Raw genomic sequence first — 23,566 nt, forward strand, 5'->3', positions numbered from 1 at the left:
TAGTTCTTGTTGTCATTCCGAGGAACGAGGAATCTCACTCGTAACCATAAAGACTGTCGATAATTGTTGCGGAATTTCTAGTGTGATTTCTCCTTCGTCGAAATGACAAACTAGTCGTTAAACTCATAACTTATAACTTATAACTCATAATTCACAATTAACCATTAACAATTACCACTCGTCTGTTCTAAATGAAGAAACCGGCAAACCACCTGCGCTAAACAATTCCGCTTTCGCGAAATCCTTCCATAAATATCTTACTGCAACAGGATTTTTAACTTTATCAGAAGTTAGAACTACTGATTTTCTTCTTACAACCGTTTTCGCTGAATAGAAAACTTTGTCTGCTCCTGCTATTTCAAAACCTAAAACTTCTTTGTCATAAGACGTGATTCCATTAGAAACATCATCAAAAGAAACTGTTACAGCACCGTCTTTTATTTCCATCGATTTGTATTTCGGACTTTCGAATTCGAAACCTTCAATTCCGTACGTTCTTGCCAAAGCCTGAAAAGCCAATCGATTACCTCCTTTTTCTTTATCCATTGGATGAATGTTGTTTTCTTCTCCAACATCCATTAAAACTGCCATTGCTGAGTTTGGAATTTCCTTTGAAGCCTTAAACTGCGCCTCTCTCAAATAAGCTGAATTGTATTTTTCCTGATAATCTTTCGGATGAAATGAGGCGTAATTAAATGGCGCGATTTGAGCGAAATAAAAAGGAAAATCTCCCTGATTCCACAATGTTCTCCAACTGCTGACCATTTTCTTCATTAAAGCCGTGTATTCATTTGCTCTTTCGTAATTGGATTCTCCTTGGTACCAAACACAACCTTTGATTCCGTAGCCAATTACAGGCGAAAGCATTCCGTTAAACAAAGTCGTTGGCACACGATTTGGGTCTTTTGCCAATTCTTCTTTCGTGGTTGGAATTTTAGCGCTGGCAAAATCTTTCAGCATTTCCTGATTCATCCACGCTTCCATGCTCGAACCTCCATAAGAAACATGAATTAAACCAACAGGAACATTTAAAACTTCCTGCAAAAGCGATCCAAAATACCAAGCCGTCGCACTAAAATTTGAAGTCGATTTTGGAGAAGCTTCTTCCCATTTTCCTTCAAAATCTTGTAAAGGTTCTAAAACCGTTGCTCTTGGAATTGTAATCAAACGAATGTTTTTATTAGTTGATTTCACGATGATTTCGTTTCCGTTCTTAACTGGCTGTCCTTGAAATCCTTTCAACGGCATTTCCATATTCGACTGTCCAGAGCAAAGCCAAACTTCGCCCAGCAAGACATTTTTAATTAGAACTTTTTCGTTTCCTTCCGATACTTCAATTGTGTATGGACCGCCAAAAGAAGCTGTTTTTAATTCTGTTTTCCATTTACCTGAAGCATCTGTTTTTACCTTGTAGGTTTTAGAATCCCAAGAAGTTCTGATTACCACATTGGCGTTCTTTTCTGCCCATCCCCAAATTGGCGCATTTGATTTTTGCTGCAGCATCATGTTATCAGTAAACAAAGCTGGTAGTTTGATTTTGGCATTGATTTGGAAACTTGCTAAAATCGTTAATAATGCAATAATTGATTTTTTCATTTTTTATTTATTTTTTGCCACAGATTAAAGGATTAAAAAGGATTATTAGTTTTAGTTATGTCAGGCTGAGCGAAGTCGAAGCCCGATTCCAATTGGAACGCCCTTCGACTTCGCTCAGGGTGACAATCCAAATAACCCTTTTAATCTGTGGCTAACTTTTATTTTTCTTTTATGATACTTACTGGCCCTAACAATCCTGCTTTCAACAACGGTTCTCCTTCTAATCGGAATGGTGCTGTTGTCCAGGTTAATCTTTCTTCTTTTGGCAATTTTTGATCACCAATTAGTCTATTAGCCCAAGTATTTGTGACTTTAATTTCTATTATATTTTTCCCTTTTTGTAAAGCTTTTGAAATATCTGTTTTGAAAGGGAATGTCCAAAGTGTACCGCAATTTTTTCCGTTGATTTTGATTTCGGCAATATTGGCAATTTCACCTAAATCTAACCAGGTTTTATTGGTGACTTTTTCTTTCCAAATAAACTCTTTTTTATAAACTACAGTTCCAGAATAATACTTAATTTGATCATTTTCAGAAGTGCTCCAGTCAAAAAGTTTGTTTGTTTTTACCACTTCTTTTGGACCTTTAAATGTTGAATCAAACTGTAATTCCCAGTTTTCATCTAAAGTCTGCACTTTTTCAAATTCAGAGGATTTTCGTTGTGCTAAAACTTCTTTTGTTTCTCCTTTAAAAATCACAAAACCAGATTCGTTGGCCTCTAAAGTTATGGAGACAATTGTTCTTCCGTTTTCTATTTTCCAATTGGCTAAAGCCGAAGTCTGATCTGTTACTGGATTGTACCATTGCGGTACTTTTCCTGAAATTCTAAAAGAAGCCTCAAAAGCACGTTTTTCTCCTTTTTGATTGGAAATGAAATAAATATCTTCAGTATCTGATTTTCGATGTGCCCACGCCAATGTTTCTGAATCGGCTCTGCTTAAATTTGGAAAATAAACGTCTTGCGTGATTCCGATGGAAGCAAAATCATTTCCTAAATACGGTAATTTGATAACCGTTCCTTTTCCGATTTTCCATGTTGATGAATTGGCATTATTCCAGATTTCATCAATTATATTCTGCCATTTCTTTTGATCGGCTTCTGATTGGATTCCCGGCTGAAGATCTGGTTTTTCATCCACAAAAATCGTTGCGCCGTCTTTTAGTAATTGCAGTATTTTTTCGGCGGAAGCCAAAGACAAAATCTTATTTGGTGCCATTTTATGACTTCCTGGGAAGAATAAAGCGCCGTATTCAATTCCGCCTTCAAAAGTTACTTTTTCGTTTACAACTTTCGCTCTGTTGATTAAAACATCAGCATTAAAAGAATCATATTGATAACCATTTAGCGGATTAATCCATTGCGATAAATCGGTGATATTTTTAGAATAGGTCACTTCTTTTGGCATTTTTGCGGTTGGCTGACCTTCATTTTCTAAACGGATTTTCTCGCTTTCTAATCTTGCTGCACCAAACACATTCGGAATAAATGGTACTAGTCGATCTGGCACGAAAGAACGGGAAGGAAAATCTTCGCCAATAAAAAATGCCAGATCAATTACAGGTTTTCCTTTTTGCAACTGAAACTGTACTCTTTGGCAATAATCAAACCAAGCTTTTCCAGGTTTCCACCAAGTTTGGTCTCTCTGGAAAAAAGTTCCGATATCGTCTAAAGTCATTCCCGGTTTTCTATCCGTCCACGGATTATGTACAAAAACATGATAAAACAAACGGTTAATTCCTAAAGCATAATTGCGGTCTGCCGTTGTTTTTAGATTTCCCGGATGTTCGTCCCAATCCATTCGAAGAGCGGTAAAAGATTCTGCCTGAATAATATCTTTTCCGTAAATATGTCCACCCGAAATGGCATCGACCATATCAAAAGGTTTGTCGTGCGTTGGGCTTTTCAGCCAAAATTCACCACCTGGATAATCGACATATTTATAATGCAGCAAAGCATCACTCATCATGGTTGGCGCGACGTTTTCTGAACTTAACTTAACATTATATTCTTTGGCAATCTGAGCGACAGTTCCGTAGAAATTATCGGATACTAAATCGCCAATTGTTTTACGGACATCGTATAAAACTTTCTCAGAGAAATCGGCACTTTCTACGGGAATTCCTGCCATAACTGGTAGATATTCTACAAGATCGTAACCACGTCTCTTTTTAAATTCAGCCTGAAAAACTGAAGACCAGTTTTGGCTTCCACATTCCCAACTGTCAAAATGCAGAATTTCTAAAACTTTTGAAGCTAGTTCTGGGCCTGCCGAACGAACGGCTTCTCCAAACCAATGATCTAACTGAAAACGAATTAATTCGGGGTTAAATTTATCAACTTCCAATCCTTTTCCTGCCCCTCCGGTTGCATTTTCATGTCCGGTAGAAGTATGTCCCATTCGGATGATTTTCCACTTTCCTTTTGGAGCTTTCCAGTTTAGATTTCCATCGGCATCCACAAAATTCGAGATATTGATAATTTCTGATTTTTTAAATGTATCAGAATTTGGAATTTCTTTGTCGGTAGTTTGGGGAGTCAAACGCCAAATTGCGCCTGATTTTCCTTCATAATTATTAATCAGCGATTGATTCGAAAGTGTAATTTTACTGACTTTCAGATTTTGTTTCCATTTCGCAAAATCCAAATCTTCTGCTCCGGGTTCTGTTCCTTTTGGATCATACACAAATCTGAAATATTTTGCCGTAACAGGTGTAATCGTATGTGTATTTGGAAAATCCATATCCTGCCAACCGTGACGCGGTGCAATCATTCTTACGTGGAATCGAAAATTGATTCCATCATCGCTCACTTCTACAATCAGACGCTGTGCCTGAAAATCTCTCCCTTTGGTTTCAATGACAATAGATTTGCAGGTAAAAGGCTGGGCAAATTCGTATTGAATCCAGCCTGCATCGGCAAACTTGAAGTTTTCATCTTTTTTAGGATCAGCCAAAAACGAAGCATCAGTGTTGTTTGATGTGGTTACTTTTGGCAGTTGCATCTGCGAAGTAATTTGGTATTCTTTTATCGGAATAGCAAACGTGGCAATGTCTTTATAATAGTCTTTGTAATGTTCTGCAACTGGCAATTTTAGCGCTATTTTCTTTCCGCCTAAAATTTCAGTTGTTGACCAAACTATTTTCTGCATTGACATTTCTGGCGTAATCCAAGGTCCGCCTGCAACGGCAAATCCGTCAGCTCCATGAAAAGCTAGTTTCAAACCTAAACGATCAGCTTCTTTAAAAGCCCAATGAATCATATCCCAAAATTCAGGCGTCAACTGTAAAACTGGCGGATCTATCAATGGCGGATTGGCCGGGCCTTTAATCGTCATTAAATAAGCTCCCGCAATCCCAGCTTGTTTCATAGCTTCTAAATCGGCCGTAATTCCGGTTTTAGAATACGCCGATTTCATCCAATACCAATACACCCAAGGTCTTGAGGATTCTAGTGTTGGCTGAAAAGATTCTTTTTTATGGACTTCCTGTGCAGAGACCAAGCTCGCCAAAAGAAGGATAAAAAAGAGGTGTTTTTTTTGAAACATTATTAATTATTTTTTTTGATAATCTGCTTTATCTGCTAAATCTGCGGGAAGATTTTACTCTCGCAGATTTGGCTGATTTGGCAGATTTTTAATTTTTTTTTGTCTTTTTTGTCATTTCGACGTAAGGAGAAATCTTCGTGAGAAGCTCGACAAAGATTGGCTTTTCTTTGCGGAGTTACTTGTGGAGATTTCTCCTTACGTCGAAATGAACTGTATGTTTAATTTCTAATTGATTTTACAAATCTGCCTTATCATTAAAATCTGCGAGAGTAAAATTTTCACGCAGATTTTGCAGATCTAGCAGATTCCATTTAATTTTTAATTGTAATTATCTAATACTTAAACTTCTTCAAACTATTTTCTAATTCATTTTTTGAACCGCTGAAAGGCATCAAATAAAAACTATACTCGTAATTTCCAGATTTAATCTGATATTGTTCTAAAGGCTGTGCAACCAATGTCCAGCTGTCGTTTCCTCCCACTCCCATTTGGATTAAGTCGATATTCACAGTTAGAAATCCTGGATCTTTCAAATCGTACGTATGTCCTGATGCGCTTAGATTTTCTTGTGTGTACGGCCATGCGCTCATGCTCAATACTTTGGTGTCGTTTACTACTAAAAATCCGTTGTTTTTCTGTGAAGTGCTTAGCGCCATCCATCTTACATCGCATCGGTTTCCGTTTTCCTGAGGTTTTGGGTAATGTTCAATAAAATCATTTATTGAAAGTGAATATTTCCCAACAAACGAACCGAAACTTCTGTCACTGTAATTTTCCAGTTTCCCTTTTCCGTACCAAGAAATCTGATCGAATTTTCTTTGAACTCCCATCTGCATTCCTATTTTTGGAATGTTTGGCAGTTTGTTTGAAGCTTTCAAGCTGTAATCTACTTTTATTACTCCATCTGGTTTGATGTTGTATGCTACGTTTACACTTGCACTGTCTTTTATAACTTCGTAATTACTTGTAATTTTAATTTCAGAAGTCGATTTGTCAATTGAAATGTTAACCAATTTTGGTTTTGCTTTGTACCATTGTTTCAACAGCTTTTGCGATTTCCATCCGCGTTTGTCGTTGTCTGTAAGTGGTCTTACGAAGTTCGGTAAGAGCGGTACAAAAACTTGTTCTTCTCCGTTAAAAACATACGAACTCAAAGCTCCGTTTGCTTTTCCAATCGTAATATCAAAAGTTTTTCCTTTGATTTTGAAATCTGAATCTGACTCAGAAACGTTTAAAGTTTCTTTTTTAGATTCTGGAGAAACGGCTTCTTTCTTTTTCAATATAAACTGATCTTCCGCGACAGCGTAACCTTTTGATGCCCAAAGTTCATCTTTTGAAAGCTGGAATTCTATATTTAAAATATATTCGGCATCGGCTTTCATTTTTGGAAGATAAGAACTGATATCTAAAGTTGTGGATTGTCCAGCTTCTACTTTAAGCGGTTTTAAAACCTGAGTTTTAATTACGTTTCCGTTTTCCAACACTTTTAAAACCGGAATATAACCTTCTAAAGATTTAACCGCCTGACGATTTTTAATTTCTAACTGATTTCCGTTTAAAGTCGAAATCGCTGGCTGATACACCCATTTGTTTTCAAAAATCGAACCTTTTGGTTTTCCATTAGAATCTACAATTCCTTTTGTATTGAAGTTTCCGTCGTGGTATTTTTCGCCAAAATCTCCTCCATGAGCAAAATAATTCTGACCAGATCTGGAATCAAATTTCACGATTCCCTGATCTTTAAATTCCCAAATACAGCCTCCGATAACTCGAGGAAGCGAACGGAATTCATCCCACAATTCTTTTAAATTTCCAACTGAATTTCCCATGGCATGAGAATATTCAACGAAAATAATCGGACGAGTATCTTTCTTTTGATCTACTAAAAATTTTGGTGTGAAAACGCCCGGATAAAAACGGCTGACCATATCAACATACGAATCATCCTGCGGGTTTTCAAATCGATATGCGTGATCGATTGTTTTTGGATATCCTGAATCAAGCGGATCGATATATCCGTCTAATTTTGCATTTCCCTGCGCTGGTTCATAATGTACGGGACGCGTAATATCAAAATCGTGAACCCAGCCCGACATTGCAGCATGATTTGGACCTTTTCCACCTTCATTACCCAAACTCCACATCACGACCGATGGATGGTTTTTATCTCTTTCGACCATTCTCGTCATACGTTCCATATAAGCATTTGTCCAAAGCGGATCGTTGCTCAATTTCCCGCCAATTCCGTGTGTTTCCTGATTGGCTTCGTCCATAACCATAATGCCGTATTGATCGCATAATTCGTAGAAATAAGGATCATTTGGATAATGGCTCGTACGTATAAAGTTGAAATTGAACTTTTTAATCGTAGTAATATCTTGTTTGATATCTTCTCTCGTAACCGCTTTTCCTCTTGTGGGATGATGATCGTGACGGTTTACGCCATATACATAAGTTTCTTTTCCGTTGATGAGCATTTTACCGTTTTCTTTTGAAAATTCAATTGAACGGAAACCAATTTTAGAACTTTTGGCTTCTGTAATATTTCCGTTTTTATCTTTTATGGAAATGACCATCGTGTATAAATTCGGTTCTTCTGAACTCCATTTCTTTGGATTTTTGATGGTTTCCTGAAAGAATCCGAAACGAACATTGTCCAAACGAGGATAACTTTCATTAATCAAATCAATTACAGGTCTTTGAAGCGGTTCTTTGAACATTGCCGTATTATTGGCATCGTACAATTGAACGTTCATCGTATAATCCTTGATTTTTGCTCCAGTTAAATTTTCAACTTTCGGACGCAGTTTAAAAATAGCATCTTTGTATTCTTTGTCTAATTTGGTTTGAACAAAGAAATCCTGAATACGCAATTTCGGCTCTGCCATAATGAAAACTTCACGCTGGATTCCGCTCATGCGCCAGTGATCCTGATCTTCTAAATAAGAACCATCTGTCCAACGAATTACACGAACAGAAACTACATTTTCTCCTGCTTTTAAATAAGGTGTAATATCAAACTCTGATGGCAGAAAACTGTCTTCACCATAGCCTAAAAATTCCCCGTTTAGCCAAACCTCAAAACCTGAACTTACAGCTCCGAAATGTAACGTCACGGTCATATCTTTCCAGTTTTCCGGAACTCTAAAACTGCGTTGATACGAGCCGACTCCGTTATAATCTTTAGGAATATAAGGCGGATTTATCGGTCGAAACGGATAAACAGCACTTTTGTAAATTGGATTATCATATCCTTTCATTTCCCAGTTGGAAGGCACTTCTATTTTATCCCAGCCTGAAACGGTATTTTTATAGAAATCTTTTGATGCTTCTTTTAAATTAACAGCATATTTAAAATTCCAATCCCCATTTAGCATCTGGATTCTGCTTTTGGTTCTGTCGCCTTTTAGTGCGTTTTCTACCGAAGTATAGGAATACGATGTTGCTCTGGATGGCTGTCTATTAATGCTTGTTATTGTTGGGTCTTCCCACGGTGCGAATTCGTATTTTTTATGCAATTCTGGGATTCCCGCTGGTTCTCCTGTAACAGATTGAGCCTGCGCGTAAGTTGTGAATAGTAAAATGTAAAATGTATACGTCGCAAATCGAAGACTGAAAAATGGATTTTTGTATTTTGATTTTGGCGTAAACATTGGTTTTATATTATTGTTCATTGTGTTTTCTAATTGTGTAGTCCCTACGGGACAAAATTTATTTTTCGGCAATCATTTTTTCTACCGATATTTAACTCCTATCGGAGTAAATTATAGAAATTAACTTTGTTGTTTTACAGATAAATATTTAATCTATATTATAATATTAAACTCTATCAAAAATCTCGTAGAGATTAAATATCGGTAACCAAAAATCACATCTACAAAAATGTCCCGTAGGGACTATATCTAAATTTTATTTCTTCACTTTCTTTTCAGGCGGTGCCACAAAATTCAATTTGCTTTTTCCTAAATCTTTAGACGTTGCAATGGCAATTCCTCTTTGCTCTGCTTTGTTAACAGCACAATAAAAATGATAAACAACACCATCATGTTTTACAACAAATGATTTGTGTGCAAACATATCATCGTAAGGTTCAGATGATTTAACTAAATCTTCTCCTTTCCAGTCGGTCCAGTTTACTAAATCATTCGAAACTGCAAAACGGTTAAATGCACCTTGATTCCAACCTGTCCAGAAAGCTCCAAAATAAAACATCACCCAAATATCATTAATACGCTGAATATAAGCATCTCCCGAAATTCCTTTATGATGATTGATTAAAGGTTTATCGCCATAACGCTTCCAAGTTTTCATGTCGTTTGAAACCGCCATAGCAATACGCTCAGCGCCTTTTGCAGGATTGATACTATCGCCACGGGCATTGTAATACATGATAAAATTATGTCCCGTTAGTTTATCTTTATCACGAATTACGCTGTTTTTGTACATCGTACTATTGTCCCACCACTTGGCGTCTTTGTCTTTTGGAGTCAAAACCGGATTTTCTAATCTCTGAAATTCATGTGGTTTTGTCGGTGCTTCTTTGGTATACGCCATTCCGATTGATAAAACGCCTGCTTCATAACCTTTGCTGTCCCCGCCGAAATAGCTCATCCAGTATTTGTCATCGTACTTTTCCCATTCGTAGCTTCCACCCCAAGTTGGGTCTTGCAAAGAGATATATCCTGCTTTTTGATTGACATCCCAATGCTTTTCATTTTCTGAGAAAGACATTACTTTTCCTAGATATTTCCAATCTAAAAGATTTTCGCTTTCTGCTAACCATGTTTCGTAGCCTCTTCCGTCGTAAATTAAATACGTCATATACCATTTTCCGTCTTTTCTAAATACACTCGGGCAATCCATTTTGTATGAGTTGTCTGTGGGAACCATTACCAAACCGTATTTATAAGGCGTTTTGATTTCTTCGTAAATCTCCTGCATTACGCTGTCGGTAATTTCTCTTTTTTTGTATTTAGTTGCACAGCTGGTTATAGCAAGTGCTGTAAAAGCAATAATAATGTATTTTGTTCTCATGTTATATGGCACGCTGATGACGCGGGTTAAACTGATTTACACAGGTTTTATATTTTTATTCTCTCGCAGATTTTGCAGATTGAGCTGATTTTATTTTAAAAAAAAATAGTGCAAATCAGTTTTATCCGTTTAATCTGCGGGCTATTTTTTCAATTCTTTTAAACGAGAATCCATTACATCTTTGTTCAGTTTTACTTTTACCATTCCTGTTGGATGAAATCTTCTCTTCAAATCGATTGCATTATACACTATTGTGTAAACGTCATTTCCTTCTGGAATTAAGCAAAGTGGCGTTCTCATAATATCCCACCATTTCTCAACTTTGGTTTCTATTGGAAGATAATGCGCTTCTGACCAATTAACGCCGTCTGCTGATAACGAATACGCAATCATGTTAGGTAAATGGTGTCCCCAACCGTCTGGTCCTCCGTCGAAAATCGCGATGTAAAGACCGTTTGGTAATTGACTTACGATTGGATTTTCTACAAACTGCGGATGCATGGTTTTAATGGGCTCCAAGCCTTTGTTCATTCTCAACCAAGGGCCTTCTAAACTTTTGGATTCGGCCAAAGCCACAAACCAGCCTTTTCCTGATTTCTTCGGATAATCTGCCCATGAATTAAACGGATAAGCACCACTGTAAAATCCGAACCACTTATCGCCAACCTGATACGGAAAAAACGAAGCAACACCCTGACGTCCTTCCCACGGTTGAGAATCTAATCCGGGTTCCATAATAATTCCCATATCTTTATAAGGACCGCCGATTCCGTTGATTCCGTCTACAGTTGATTCGCAACGCCAAATTCTTCCGAAAGAGTGATTTGGTTCTATTTCTTTACTTACGGTATAAGCCAAATAATAGCCGTACCATTTGTTTGCTTTTTCATTGAAAACCGGCATATACGACCAAATTGCTGCACGACGATCGTTCATTGGGTTATCATCTTCGGTTACTGCATAAGTTCCGCTTGCTTGATAGATTGTAGATTCTCTTTTCCAATGAATGGCATCTTTACTTGTCCAATGTCCGATTTTGGTTTTTACACGATCATAATAGTAATCTACTCCTTTTTCTCCTGCTCTTTCGGTTGGAAACATATGATACGTATCGCCGACTTTCACCACACGTCCGCCTTCAAAACCGCCTTGAATACCTTCTGTTCCAGACATTCCTTCGTCAATAACAGGTTTGTTTTCTCCACCGATAATTTCGAAAAGTGGTTTCTCATCTGAAAATCCTTCAACGATAAAAGTTGGATTCCAAAGTTTTCCGTCAGGAAGTTCTGCATTTCTATAACTTAATTTTTCACCGTCTTTTACAACTCCTAATAATGCAAATAATCCACTTCCCGGATTTATAGTCTGTTTCCCTTTTGGGAATGAAAGCGCATACACATTAATTGGAGGTAATCCCGTAATTGTCAATCCGTTTTTAAAAACCAATTTTGCGTTTTCTAAATTATTTGCCTGAAGATATTCTGAACTATTTTCCTGAAAAACCCCAATTAAAACTGTAACAGGCTCATTAAAGTTTAACTGTAAAGGAGCATTAGTTCCGTTTTTATATTTATCTAAAGGAAGTTCAATTCCAGTCAAACCTTGCAATTCTGGAGCTAAACGAACAATATTGTGTTTGCTTCCTGAAAATACATGAGCGTATTGAGTAGTTTTGAAAGTTTTGTAATTGGATTTTACAATTTCAAATGATGCTGGTTTCCATGCGGTGTTTTGTGCTTTTGCTTGGATGCAGACAATGAATAGCATTAAGAAAATGGCTTTTAATTTGAAGTTGTATTTTGTATTTTTTGGAAACATTGGTTTTTTATTTTTTATTTCTGTTTTTGCGTCATTGCGAGGAACGAAGCAATCACATTTGCTATATCAAACTTTGCTCAATCATTAGTGAGGTTGCTTCGTTCCTCGCAATGACAAACTGGACGTTATAAACTAAAAACTAATAACTCATAACTCATAACTTATAATGCCTTATAACTCACTTTATACTCCACATTCGGTTTTACAATCAATTGATATTTATTTTTTGCTAATTCTGTAATGGTTCCCGAGTTTGTTTTGGGTTTGGCTGCACTTTCAAAAATCAATTTTCCTTCTCCTTCACCTACTTTTACTATGATTTCTTTGGTGTTGCAATACACGGAAACTTCTCCGTTTGGTGTTGGCACTTTTCCTTCCATCCATTTTAAACCGCCAAGATTTGGTTTGATTTCATATTGGGAATAACCAGGAGCGGTTGGTTTTACACCTAAATAATATTTTCCTAATAAATAAATCGGACTTGCACCCCAAGCGTGGCAAAGGCTCTTTCCGTACGGACGTCCGTACATCGTTAAGTGTTCCGTTCCTTTTTTATTCGGATTGTATTCTTCCCAGAAAGAGGTTGCTCCTTCATTCAGCATTCCGCCCCAATAGTTTTTCATTTCTTTTAAAACATAATCTTGTTCGCCCATCGCACACAACGCTTCTAATTCGTAAAAACGCATGTATGGCGTTGTGATTTGAAGAACATCTTTATTCAGCAACACTTTCTTTTTTACGCTTTGTTTTTGTTCTTCATTAAAATAATTGAAGAAAATACCAAACATATTAGCGTATCTCGTTACAATTTTTTGCATTTTACCATCGATACGCTGATGCTTCATGACGTTTTCTTTTTTATCCCAAAACACATCAAATAATTTCGTTTTTAAATCTTCTCCTAATTTTTGATATTGTTTTTGGTCTTCAGTTTTACCAGCAATTTCTGCACTTACTGCCATCGCTTCTAAACTTCTAGCTAAAAGCATTTGTTCAAAACTCACTTCACCTTTTTTTGGTAATCCATCTGCCCAATCAATAAAAACCCAGTCGCCTTCTAATGGTTCCAGAAATCCGTTTTTGTTTCTTCTTTCTAAGCAGAAATCCATAAGCGATTTCATTCTTGGATAAAAAGTTTTGATGAATTTCGTATCGCCCGTGTGTAAGTAGTAATCGTAAACGCCCACAAACCAATAGAGCGAATAATCCATTATAATATTTATGTGAGCCGTTACAGGATCTTTTCCGCGAAGGGCCAACAGCGTTCTTTCTACAGAAGCCGAATCAAAGAATAAATAATAATTCATTAAATAACTCTGATAAGCGTCGCCAGACCAAACCCAGCGGTCACGTTTGATTCCGTCTATAAAAAATTCTCGAGAGGTTAAATGCATCGTGTAAGCCGACACATCCCAAATTTTATTCAATTGCTCATCCGATGATTTGAATGCGCCACGATAGTCTAATGGCAAATATTCATAAAGCATTGAAATCGAATCGTATTTTACTCCTGCATCTGCTTGAACCTGAACATAACGGAAAGCTTTCGATCCGTCGTGTGTATAGGTTTCAGATTGTTTTCCGTCGAAAGATAAATGATCTAAAGTTTCGCATTTGGCAGAATCCAGCGCTTCTTCACGAGATTCTCCATAATACAATGCTAGTTTCCCTTTACCTTTTAAACCGTGAATTTTAATATAACCAAAAGTTTCTTTGCCAAAATCTACTAATTGACCAGCTCCTACTTTTTCTGTTTTTTTAGCGTTTAATGGTTTGGTTGTTAATTTAAACCCAGAAGGTTTATTTTCTGGCGAATTAAAATTCCAAGAACCAACAGGAACCCAAGGTGTACCAGATTGTTGTGCTTTTCCGGTTTCATCAATCCAAAGTTTATCTTCGTTGGTTACTTTCCAAGAAGCATCAGATTTAATATATTGACCATTAATATAAATAGCAGGCAATACTTCTTGATTGTAAACTTTAAAAGAAATTTTGTGTTTTCCGGCAGGAACTGCGATTGATTTTGGCTGTCCGTAAATTTGAACGCCATCTAAAAGTAATTGAAAAGGTCCTTCTGAAAAGATTTTCACTTCATCTGGTTTTGGAATATCTACTTCTGTTTGAAAAGTGACCAAGGCATAAGGACTATAATATTGCCAAAGCGGAGGAAATACGGCTTCGCGTTCTGTACGTCTTACCTGCATTTTATTGCTTAACCAAACTTCGAAATCGCCTGGATACCAGATCCATGTCGCTTCTTTTGATTTTTCCTGCGCTGATGACAGCGAACAACAGAAAAGAGCAACAAAAAGAAGTAAAGTCTTAAGAATGGAAAAGCGGTTTAGCATAGTTAGTTTATTTTGGGACTAAAGATAAGTGTTATTTTTACATTTCACAACCTGTAGTATCCTGTTATTTCATAAAAAACTATGATTCTTGATAAATTTTTAAGGGAAAAATTATGACTTATCACTTTTTTAGTACTAAAAAAAATGATGTTAGAATTTTATGGGACACGGATGAGACGGATTCTAAATATTTACGTATTTTTTGTCATTTCGACTGAAAGGAGAAATCGCACGCGGGATTCCGCAACGTTTGTCGCCAATCTTTGTAGAATTACTAGTGTGATTTCTCCTTTCAGTCGAAATGACAATGATTATGCTTGTTCCAGATAAAACTAAAAAAATCCGCGTAAATCAGCGTCTTCGCGATAGCGAATCCGCTTTATCTGCGTTCTAATTTACGCTAACAATCTAAGCAATCATCCTTTCAGATTCGTTTTCATCTTCTAAAATATAATTAGAAGGCGTTTTCCCTAAATGCTTTTTAAACATATAGATAAAGGCACTTGTAGTTTCGTAACCTAAATTGAAGGCAATTTCCTTGATGGATTGTTTTTCACCTAAACGTTTTATGGCTTCGAGTAATTTTAAGCGTGTACGCCAATCACTGAAATTCATTCCCAATTCTTTGATAAATAATCGGGATAAAGTTCTGGTGCTCATAAAAGAAAGTTCAGCATAATATTCGATTGTGTTTTTACTGGCAATATCTTCCATTAAAAGTTCGACTACTTTTTGCAATCTTTCATGATTGGTTGTTGGCAGGAAAGTGGCGCTTGGCTCGATTAAAGCTAATTCATCCAAGAAAACAGAAATGATTCTTTTTTGTGGTGGAGTCAAATTTCCTTCTATTCCAAAAGAAATAATTTTAAAAACCAATTGTTTTAAAAACATCGGAATATCAAATGAAAAACTGTTGGTTGGCAATCCTTCCATTGCAGACGGATCAATAAAAACACTGTAGTAATTAACGTCTTTCTGAAAAGTAACCTGATGCTCTACTCCGCCCGGCAGCCACAAACCCTGCAACGGATTCACCACCCAAATATGATTGCCCACAACAACGTTCATTACGCCTCGTGTTGCATAGATAAGCTGACCTCTTGGATGCGAATGCGAAATACACATTTCGTTGGTTACCATTTCGGTATAGCCAATAACAGGAATCGATGGATCAAGTCTGTATCCATGTTCCTGCGCCATTCGATATGTCCGAATCTGGTTATTCATTGTCCAAATATAGCAATTCTGACATTAGTATTCTTTTAATCTTTGCAAAAAATAATACAGCTGTTGTTTTTTAACCTAATTTAAAAATCAAAATATATCTCATGGACACTATTAAAGCAAATCCTGACATAGTTAAAAAAACCACCTACTCGATCTTATTCATCATAAGTTTTTCGCACTTAATTAATGACCTTTTACAGGCTGTTGTACCTTCCATTTATCCGCTTTTAAAAGACAATTTTGGTTTAAATTTTACTCAAATTGGTATCATTACTTTAACTTACCAAATGGTAGCATCTATTTTACAGCCGTTTGTGGGAATGTATACCGATAAAAATTCTAAACCATATTCGCTGATTGTGGGAATGTGTTTTACCATGGTTGGACTTTTCTTTGTTTCAATCGCTTCGAGTTTTGTTTACTTATTGTTATCAGTAAGTTTAATCGGAATTGGATCTTCGATTTTCCATCCTGAATCTTCACGTGTGGCGCATTTGGCTTCGGGCGGAAAAAGAGGTTTGGCGCAGTCTATTTTTCAATTGGGAGGAAATGCCGGAAGTGCTATCGGACCTTTATTAGCTGCTTTTATCATTATTCCGCACGGACAATCTTACATCGCTTGGTTTTGTATTATTGCATTAGTTGGTGTTTTTGCTTTGTATAAAATTGCGATTTGGTACACGGCACATTTATCGGAAAGAAATGCTAATAAAGCTTCTCATCAAATTGAAACGCATCATTTGTCTAAAAACCGAGTAATTGGTTCGCTGATTATTTTATTGGTTTTGATTTTTTCTAAATATTTCTATATGAGCAGTATTACAAGTTATTATACTTTTTTCCTTATAGATAAATTCCACATTACGATTCAGCAGTCACAAGTCTATTTATTCTTGTTCTCGGGAGCTGTTGCTGCAGGAACTTTAATTGGAGGACCAATTGGAGATCGATACGGCAGAAAATATGTAATCTGGGTTTCAATTCTTGGAGTTGCTCCGTTTACTTTGATGTTACCTTATGTTTCTTTGTTCTGGGTTGGAACTTTGTCTGTAATCATCGGATTAATTCTTTCTTCGGCTTTCTCAGCGATTCTAGTTTATGCAACTGAATTAATGCCTGGAAAAGTGGGACTTGTTGCGGGTCTTTTCTTCGGATTTGCTTTCGGAATGGGCGGTTTAGGTTCTGCTATTTTAGGAAAAATTGCCGATGCTACAAGTATTGAATATGTATTTAAGATTTGTGCGTTCCTGCCTTTGATTGGGGTAATTACTGGGTTCTTGCCTAATTTAGAGAAGAAAAAGAAGGTTGAGTAATTTTTTTATGCCACAAAGTCGCTAAGACGCAAAGTTTTTTTTAAAAGTTTTAATTGCTTCCGGCTTTAGCTGGATGACAAATTAATTAGGAAGCTCACAAGGCTTTAGCCAAAATATCTATAGTTTGGCTAAAGCCTTTTCTATTCTTATTATATATACCTCCAGTTAAAACTGGAGGCAATTCATAAAAAACACATAGCGTTCTGTTGAAATGCTATGTGTTTTTTATTACAAAATATTCCGTTTCCTGTCAACAATATGAAAGCTTCATGACACAAAAATAGTCTTCTATAACTAATTAATGTTTTTGAATTATTTTCTGAAATACCTTAGTTATGAATTTAACCCAAAAGACTATGGAAACTACTAATTTTATCAAAGCAAAACAATTACTGGGAGGCTGGTTACCCCAAAACCCACAAATTGTCGAAGATTGGATTCAAAAAATCAAAAAAAATATCAAAAAAAATCCAACGCCGCTTATTCCTGAAATTGCCGAATTTCAAAATCTAGTGTATTCAGATCCTGTTTTGTATGCCAATGTGCAGGGAATGTTTGCCGAAGCCCATTTCTTAAAACAAAGAACCCCTTTACTTTGGGAACCAGAACCTATGACTTTTGAGGATTTCCTTGTTTTACTCAACGGAATCATGCAAACTGCTCCCGAAGCTTACCAAACTGGTGCTCCCGGAAATCAAACGCCTGCCGGTATGATTGGTTTTCCTATTAATGCTCTTTTGGCTTGGCCAATGGCAACCAATTTTGGTTATGATGTTTTTTCAAACGCTATAGTCAATCAGCAATTAAAAAAAATATTAAGCTACTGGTCTAAATTTTTGGTTACAGAGGATTCTCGATATGTTTTAATAGAAAATGATCTTACAGAGAATGTAATTGCTTGGTTAAGCGAAGTAGCACAATCTGAAATGATGCAGGTTGCCCAAGGAGCATTAGGTCTAGAACCAAATCCTATTCCTGCCAATGCTACATTTTCCGATGTTTTTATATCAGATCCTTCAGATGTATATTATGGTTTCAAAAGCTGGGATGATTTTTTTACGAGATTATTTTGCCCAAATATACGCCCTGTTACTGCACCTAATGATGATTCCATTATTGTAAACGCCTGCGAGTCGGCACCTTTACAAGTTGCCAAGAATGTGTCATTGTCAGATCAATTTTGGTTAAAAGGACAGCCATATTCATTAGAAAACATGATGAATTTTGATGAATTGGCTCCTCAATTTGATGGAGGAACAGTTTATCAGGCTTTTTTGAGTGCCTTGAGTTACCATCGCTGGCACAGTCCTGTAAACGGTAAAATCGTAAAAACAGCTGTAATAAACGGTTCTTACTATTTAGAAAATCTATACCAAGGTTTCTACAATCCAGACGGAGCCGATTCGAGTGCTCCTAATAATTCACAACCCTTTTTAACTGCAGTTGCCACCAGAGCTGTAATATTTATTGAAGCAGATAATCCAGCCATTGGACTTATGTGTGTGATACCTGTGGGCATGGCAGAGGTTTCCAGCTGTCAAATAACAGTAAAAGCTGGTGACATTGTGAAAAAAGGCGACGAGCTGGGAATGTTTCATTTTGGAGGATCAACGCATTGTTTGCTTTTTAGACCGGGCGTTAATTTAGATTTCAGTACTTATGAAACACCGGGTTTAGACGCTCCTAATAATATTCGTGTAAACACACAAATAGCAAAAGTGGTTTAATAAGGTATTTTATAATAAAACACATAGTTTTCTATTGAAAAGCTATGTGTTTTTTATTAGAAAGTGTTACTTTTAAAATTGCGTCCAGCTTTAGCTAGACGAAAACAAAAAAAAAAGCTCAAAAAGCTTTAGCCAAAATATGTACAATTTGGCTAAAGCCTTTTTTTATTGTTATTACATATACCTCCAGCTTTGCTCTTTTTGTTTATTTATAATCTTTTTCAAAACATAGCCAGTGGTTTCAACCACTGGGGTGCATAGTATATCACATTATGTTTATTGTATTACGTTTCCCGTGGTTGAAACCACGGGCTATGCTTGAATAATTGAATCATAATTGCATTTACAAAAACAGAATCAACTGCTTTTTGCTATTGTACAAATGAAGCTCAGCCTTCTATTGAAACGCTTTATGAGGTTTCTAAATATTTGAAGGTTGATATTCGGGAGTTGTTGGTTTCGACTGGGAAATAATGATAGATTTTAAAACACATTAAGTTAAAAAAAAATTACTTAGATTTAAAATATCTCTTATATACTTTTAACAATCTCATCAGCAAAGAATTTTTACTAGGTAATTTTACATTTGTAATTTTCTTTTTTATTTCTTCATTATTATAATACAATTGTATCCATCCATTTATTCTAACAAGTTTTATCTCGCCAACATCAGATAACCAATGTCTACCAACCCATATTTCATTCTGCATTTCAGAAATTTCAAATAATTCTAATCCATTTTTATCGGGACCAAAGGCTTCGAAAAACATTTTGACTAATGATTCAATCTCTTTAAATGCAGTATATATTTTATTTGGATTGGGAGGAAGCGTACTTAATGTAAAATAAAAATAATCTTCTCCCTTACTAATTGGAACCCAAATTTTGTTGAAAAAATTGAAAAAATATTCATTTGGATAGGCCACTTTTCCAAAATATTGTCCTTCATCATTATTTGTATCATAAAAAATTGGTTTAGTAAAAATTTCAAATAGTAATTTGAAATGATCCAAGATTGAATGATACTTAGATACTCGTTGTAGTATTCTATAAATTCTGCAGGTTTTAAAACTTTTGTTTCTATTGAGAGTTTTTTATATACAGCTTTTGTTTTATGATAATTTTTATCGTCATTAGTTAGATAAAAACTACAAATAGAAGCAAAAGCGGAATGAGATGCGTCATCAGTTGTATTTGTAAATGTATTTTTTTCTTTTTCGGATACTTTAACTTTATCTGATTTGTAACCATGCATATCCAGATAAAGGTATTCATTCATAATATCATCAAACCATTCTGGTGCATTCTTACCTTTTGGCAAATATTCATTAGATTTAAAATTTTCAATTCCTTTCTTTTTATATGAATTGTCAATTAACTCGAATGGATCTTTATTTTCATTAAAATGCCCACTATTTACACCTATTTTTTGAACTATTTGTCTTAAATCCTTATAACCTTCTGTCTCATTTAAATTATAGTTCATTTTACTAAAGCTATTGAAAAAGCCATTCATTGTAAGATCATCTTTCAATCCTGGAAATATGTCATTTAAAATTTTTGCAGATTCTGGATTTTCAAATGCTTCTTTAAAAACAGAGTCTAATTCTAAAGATTTTAGGGTTGTTTTAAAATATTCTAATAATGAATTTAAAACAGGATCATCGGAATCACTTTTGAATAAATTATCGATCGATAAATCTGAAAAAATATCCGACTCTTCAATTCTACTATCAAGTAATTCTTGTGGATCATATTGGTCCAGAATTATATTTTTACCATCATTAAAGAGACAAAAATCATTAGTTATTTTTGTTATGAATTCTAAATCATCTTGAATTCTTGCTTTCTGTTCTTCATCATCCGAATAACTTCGAAAAATATCACTAATATGTGATGTTGAATATAAACACAAGAATTTATCATTGTTTAAAAGTATAGATAATAATTCTGGAAAGTGGTTACTTCTCATTCCTGACATTATATTCCAATCAACATATATTTTAATCATATTTAATTTTTATTTCTTTGAAATTCACATAAATATACAAACAATTTTAAAAAATATATTTTAAAACATATACACAAAAAACGCTTCCTATTATTAGGAAGCGTTTTTCTATAATATAAATTTGATAACTATTCTAATTCCCATTAAAAACCAAATACAAAATCAAAATCACCAATCCTAACAACCCAAACAAAATCTTTACCTTTTTACTCGTTTTAGGAATATCCGTTTCATCTGAAACATTCACTTCAGGATTTTTATCGGTTAGAGAAATAATAACGGCTGTAATTAAAAGCACGGCAAAAATGTAAAACGAAATCAATAAAAAGTGAGGCCAAGCTGGATATTTATCAGCAGGAAAAATCCATAGATACAAAACCCCAACAAACAAACTAAATGCAGAACCCCAAGAAAGCGTTGCATTTACGGCTTTTTTAGTAGTGCGTTTCCAGAAAACACTCAAAAGGAAAACAACAGATAACGAAGGCGCCAAGAAACCTAAAACCGCCTGAAAAATATTGAATAAATTCTGTCCTTTGATATTGTCAATCGCAACAGCAATCAAAATCGCAAAAACACATCCAGCAGCAATGGTTAAACGACCAATTTTAATTTGATCCTGAATCGTAGCCGATGGGTTGATTTTCTTTACATAAATATCATTCGTAAAAACGGTGCTTAAAGCATTTAACGAAGAACCAATTGTTCCTACCAAAACGGCAATCATCACACAGATTACCAAACCGTTCATTCCGCTTGGGAAAAGATTCGTAACCATGGTCATATATGCCAAATCAGAGTTGCTTCCTAATTCAGGATATAACGCATAACACAAAATTCCGGGAAGAATAAACAACGGCAAAGCCATCACTTTTAGCCAGCCAATAAAGTTTACGCCCAATTGTCCCTGTTCCAGATTTTTAGCTCCCAAAACACTCTGCACCATCGATTGATCGGTACAAAAGAAAGCTACAGCTGCAACGGGATATCCTAATAAAATTGCTGGCCACGGATAATGTGCATCATCAGAAGGACGAACTAAATTCCAAAAGTTTGAAGGTGTTTTAGCAATTAAAACATCGATTCCGCCCAGTTTTTGCAGACCTAAAAACGAAAGCGTCAATGAAACTACAATCAGCAGAATCATCTGAAAAACATTCACTTTTGCAATTGCTTTTAATCCTCCTGCGAAAGTAAAAATTCCAGAGAAAATCACTAAAACGGTAACACTCTGCCACATCGGAATTCCCAGAATCTGACGTACTAAAACGCCTCCGCTGAATAATCCCAAAGACAGCCAGCTTACCAAAATTTTTACTAAAGCATACCAAGCCAAAATATTCTGCGTACTGTCTCCGTAGCGTTTTCCCATATATTCGGGCATCGTGCTTACTTTACTTGCAATATATCTCGGCGCAAAAACCATCGCCAAAAGCAGTAAAAACACAAAAGCATACCATTCGAAATTTCCTGCAACAATTCCCGTAGCGTAACCAATACTCGCAAAAGCCAATAATGACGAAGGCCCAACGTTGGTTCCCCACATATTAAACCCGATGCTGTACCAGTTTAAGGAGTTTCCGGCCAGAAAAAGCGTTTCGTTTTTCTTTCTCTGTTTCATGCTTACCACATATCCAATGACTAATAAAGCCACTAAATAACCCGCAACAATTACAAAATCGAGCGTGGTTAATTTATCGTAGATACTGTTCATAGCCCATATTCGTTAAGAATATCGGCAATTTTAACCGGCATTCCAGTTTGCAAAGATTTGTCCATTGCTTGTAACAAAGCCACGGTTCCAATTCCTTCTTCCATGTTTGGATACGCTTCAAAACCTTGCTCGATGCTGTCTGTAAAATATTCTAAATAATTCTGATATTCCCCGCCATGATGACTTTGTCCTTCAAAACGGAAATAATATTTTATCGTGCTATCACCCCAGGTAATCACTTTTTCTTCACCAGTTTTGTCTGTAACAGCATAGCGCAATTCATGATAATCGGCTTGGCTTGCTCCTTCTGTTGCTCTTAAAATAGTGCTCATGCCGCTGTCGCGCTGCGCTGGCTGAGTCGGTGAAGTATAAACACCGCTTACACGTGCGATTCTTCCATCGGTTGCTTTAAAGATAAAATGCATCGTATCTTCATTCTTCAATCCTGCATTTTGTCCGTTACTGCTGATCATTCCGTAACCCATTACTTCCTGAATATTCGGCAAATACCATCTGATGAAATCTACAGGATGACTCAAACCTCCGTACAGCCATTTAAACGATTGCAAAAGCGACCATTCTTTCTTTAAAAACCATCTGTGATCGGCGTGATATTGGGCTTCAATTGTAATTAAATCTCCAATTAATCCTGCTTCATAATCGGCTCTTTGTCTTTTGGCGGGTTCGAAGAAACGGGAACTTTGCCCAATGAAAACTTTCTTTCCAGTTGATTTGCTTAATTCTAAGAGTTCTTTGGCATCCGAAAGATCATCGATAAACGGTTTTGTGCAAACGACATGTTTTCCGTGCAATAGAGCTTGTTTTACATGTTGTGCGTGAAGATGATCTGGCGTATAAATCGCTATAATATCAATTGATGAATCGTTTAATAAATCCTCGTAATTGGTGGTGTACGAATGAAAATCGAATTCTTTTGCTCGCTGTTTACACAATTCTTCGTTTCGGTCGCATATTTTAACGAGTTCTAGTTTTGAACTTTCTATAGCTGCCGACATTGTGCTTCGTCCTTCTCCAAGTCCCAGAATGGCTATTTTTAACATTGGTCTTTATTTTAGGTTTTTGATAGTTATGATTATCCTAACAGGTTTCCAAAACCTGTTAGGTATGTTTTTTTTAGCCACAGATTAAAAGATTAAAAAGGATTTCTAATCTGTGTAAATTCTTTAATCTGTGGCTAATATTGCTTTGAACTTAAGAGATACCTAACAGGTT

13 protein-coding genes are annotated in these 23,566 nt (G+C 35.9%); 2 read left to right on the top strand and 11 right to left on the bottom strand.

The features are described from left to right. Nucleotides 1-171: 171 nt before the first annotated feature. From AC1RRQ_RS08540 to AC1RRQ_RS08570, 7 genes are all read right to left on the bottom strand, one after another. Complete coding sequence (locus tag AC1RRQ_RS08540; RefSeq protein WP_493022598.1) at nucleotides 172-1,596, bottom strand: sialate O-acetylesterase; 1,425 nt, start codon at nucleotides 1,594-1,596, stop codon at nucleotides 172-174. Nucleotides 1,597-1,754: 158 nt separating this feature from the next. Beyond that, nucleotides 1,755-5,141 (bottom strand): glycosyl hydrolase, encoded by a 3,387-nt coding sequence (locus AC1RRQ_RS08545; RefSeq protein ID WP_493022599.1) that lies wholly within the window; start codon nucleotides 5,139-5,141, stop codon nucleotides 1,755-1,757. Nucleotides 5,142-5,473: 332 nt separating this feature from the next. Next, a complete protein-coding gene (locus tag AC1RRQ_RS08550) occupies nucleotides 5,474-8,815 on the bottom strand; it encodes a glycoside hydrolase family 2 TIM barrel-domain containing protein (RefSeq protein WP_493022600.1) in 3,342 nt (1,113 codons plus the stop codon). A 235-nt stretch (nucleotides 8,816-9,050) separates the two neighbouring features. After that, nucleotides 9,051-10,175: a glycoside hydrolase family protein gene (locus AC1RRQ_RS08555; RefSeq protein WP_493022601.1), complete on the bottom strand. Its 1,125-nt coding sequence runs from the start codon at nucleotides 10,173-10,175 to the stop codon at nucleotides 9,051-9,053. Between the two features lie 141 nt (nucleotides 10,176-10,316). Further along, complete coding sequence (locus tag AC1RRQ_RS08560) at nucleotides 10,317-11,993, bottom strand: glycoside hydrolase family protein (protein ID WP_493022602.1); 1,677 nt, start codon at nucleotides 11,991-11,993, stop codon at nucleotides 10,317-10,319. Nucleotides 11,994-12,154: 161 nt separating this feature from the next. Continuing rightward, complete coding sequence (locus AC1RRQ_RS08565) at nucleotides 12,155-14,341, bottom strand: alpha-L-rhamnosidase-related protein (RefSeq protein ID WP_493022603.1); 2,187 nt, start codon at nucleotides 14,339-14,341, stop codon at nucleotides 12,155-12,157. A gap of 408 nt (nucleotides 14,342-14,749) precedes the next feature. Next, complete coding sequence (locus tag AC1RRQ_RS08570; RefSeq protein ID WP_493022604.1) at nucleotides 14,750-15,568, bottom strand: AraC family transcriptional regulator; 819 nt, start codon at nucleotides 15,566-15,568, stop codon at nucleotides 14,750-14,752. A 101-nt stretch (nucleotides 15,569-15,669) separates the two neighbouring features. Between AC1RRQ_RS08570 and AC1RRQ_RS08575 the strand changes: the two genes are divergently transcribed. Beyond that, the gene (locus tag AC1RRQ_RS08575) at nucleotides 15,670-16,881 is read left to right on the top strand and encodes an MFS transporter (RefSeq protein ID WP_493022605.1); all 1,212 of its coding nucleotides are present in this window, start codon (nucleotides 15,670-15,672) and stop codon (nucleotides 16,879-16,881) included. A gap of 356 nt (nucleotides 16,882-17,237) precedes the next feature. Beyond that, nucleotides 17,238-18,608 (top strand): phophatidylserine decarboxylase associated domain-containing protein, encoded by a 1,371-nt coding sequence (locus AC1RRQ_RS08580; RefSeq protein WP_493022606.1) that lies wholly within the window; start codon nucleotides 17,238-17,240, stop codon nucleotides 18,606-18,608. 509 nt (nucleotides 18,609-19,117) lie between these two features. Here AC1RRQ_RS08580 and AC1RRQ_RS08585 read toward each other — a convergent pair. From AC1RRQ_RS08585 to AC1RRQ_RS08600, 4 genes are all read right to left on the bottom strand, one after another. Beyond that, nucleotides 19,118-19,378: a hypothetical protein gene (locus AC1RRQ_RS08585; protein ID WP_493022607.1), complete on the bottom strand. Its 261-nt coding sequence runs from the start codon at nucleotides 19,376-19,378 to the stop codon at nucleotides 19,118-19,120. A 65-nt stretch (nucleotides 19,379-19,443) separates the two neighbouring features. Then, complete coding sequence (locus AC1RRQ_RS08590; RefSeq protein ID WP_493022608.1) at nucleotides 19,444-20,619, bottom strand: hypothetical protein; 1,176 nt, start codon at nucleotides 20,617-20,619, stop codon at nucleotides 19,444-19,446. 133 nt (nucleotides 20,620-20,752) lie between these two features. Next, complete coding sequence (locus AC1RRQ_RS08595) at nucleotides 20,753-22,333, bottom strand: sodium:solute symporter (RefSeq protein ID WP_493022609.1); 1,581 nt, start codon at nucleotides 22,331-22,333, stop codon at nucleotides 20,753-20,755. Then, on the bottom strand, nucleotides 22,330-23,394 hold the full coding sequence (locus AC1RRQ_RS08600) for a Gfo/Idh/MocA family protein (RefSeq protein WP_253789954.1): 1,065 nt from the start codon (nucleotides 23,392-23,394) through the stop codon (nucleotides 22,330-22,332). The genes AC1RRQ_RS08595 and AC1RRQ_RS08600 overlap by 4 nt, the downstream gene beginning before the upstream one ends. Nucleotides 23,395-23,566 lie beyond the last annotated feature (172 nt).

Source organism: Flavobacterium sp. GW821-FHT12A05, from assembly GCF_058807735.1.

Coding starts and splice junctions, on each gene's coding strand:
- AC1RRQ_RS08590 (WP_493022608.1), bottom strand. CDS start 20,619: ATGATTAAAATATATGTTGATTGGAATATAATGTCAGGAATGAGAAGT.
- AC1RRQ_RS08545 (WP_493022599.1), bottom strand. CDS start 5,141: ATGTTTCAAAAAAAACACCTCTTTTTTATCCTTCTTTTGGCGAGCTTG.
- AC1RRQ_RS08560 (WP_493022602.1), bottom strand. CDS start 11,993: ATGTTTCCAAAAAATACAAAATACAACTTCAAATTAAAAGCCATTTTC.
- AC1RRQ_RS08585 (WP_493022607.1), bottom strand. CDS start 19,378: ATGTTTTTCGAAGCCTTTGGTCCCGATAAAAATGGATTAGAATTATTT.
- AC1RRQ_RS08540 (WP_493022598.1), bottom strand. CDS start 1,596: ATGAAAAAATCAATTATTGCATTATTAACGATTTTAGCAAGTTTCCAA.
- AC1RRQ_RS08600 (WP_253789954.1), bottom strand. CDS start 23,394: ATGTTAAAAATAGCCATTCTGGGACTTGGAGAAGGACGAAGCACAATG.
- AC1RRQ_RS08570 (WP_493022604.1), bottom strand. CDS start 15,568: ATGAATAACCAGATTCGGACATATCGAATGGCGCAGGAACATGGATAC.
- AC1RRQ_RS08565 (WP_493022603.1), bottom strand. CDS start 14,341: ATGCTAAACCGCTTTTCCATTCTTAAGACTTTACTTCTTTTTGTTGCT.
- AC1RRQ_RS08550 (WP_493022600.1), bottom strand. CDS start 8,815: ATGAACAATAATATAAAACCAATGTTTACGCCAAAATCAAAATACAAA.
- AC1RRQ_RS08595 (WP_493022609.1), bottom strand. CDS start 22,333: ATGAACAGTATCTACGATAAATTAACCACGCTCGATTTTGTAATTGTT.
- AC1RRQ_RS08580 (WP_493022606.1), top strand. CDS start 17,238: ATGGAAACTACTAATTTTATCAAAGCAAAACAATTACTGGGAGGCTGG.
- AC1RRQ_RS08575 (WP_493022605.1), top strand. CDS start 15,670: ATGGACACTATTAAAGCAAATCCTGACATAGTTAAAAAAACCACCTAC.
- AC1RRQ_RS08555 (WP_493022601.1), bottom strand. CDS start 10,175: ATGAGAACAAAATACATTATTATTGCTTTTACAGCACTTGCTATAACC.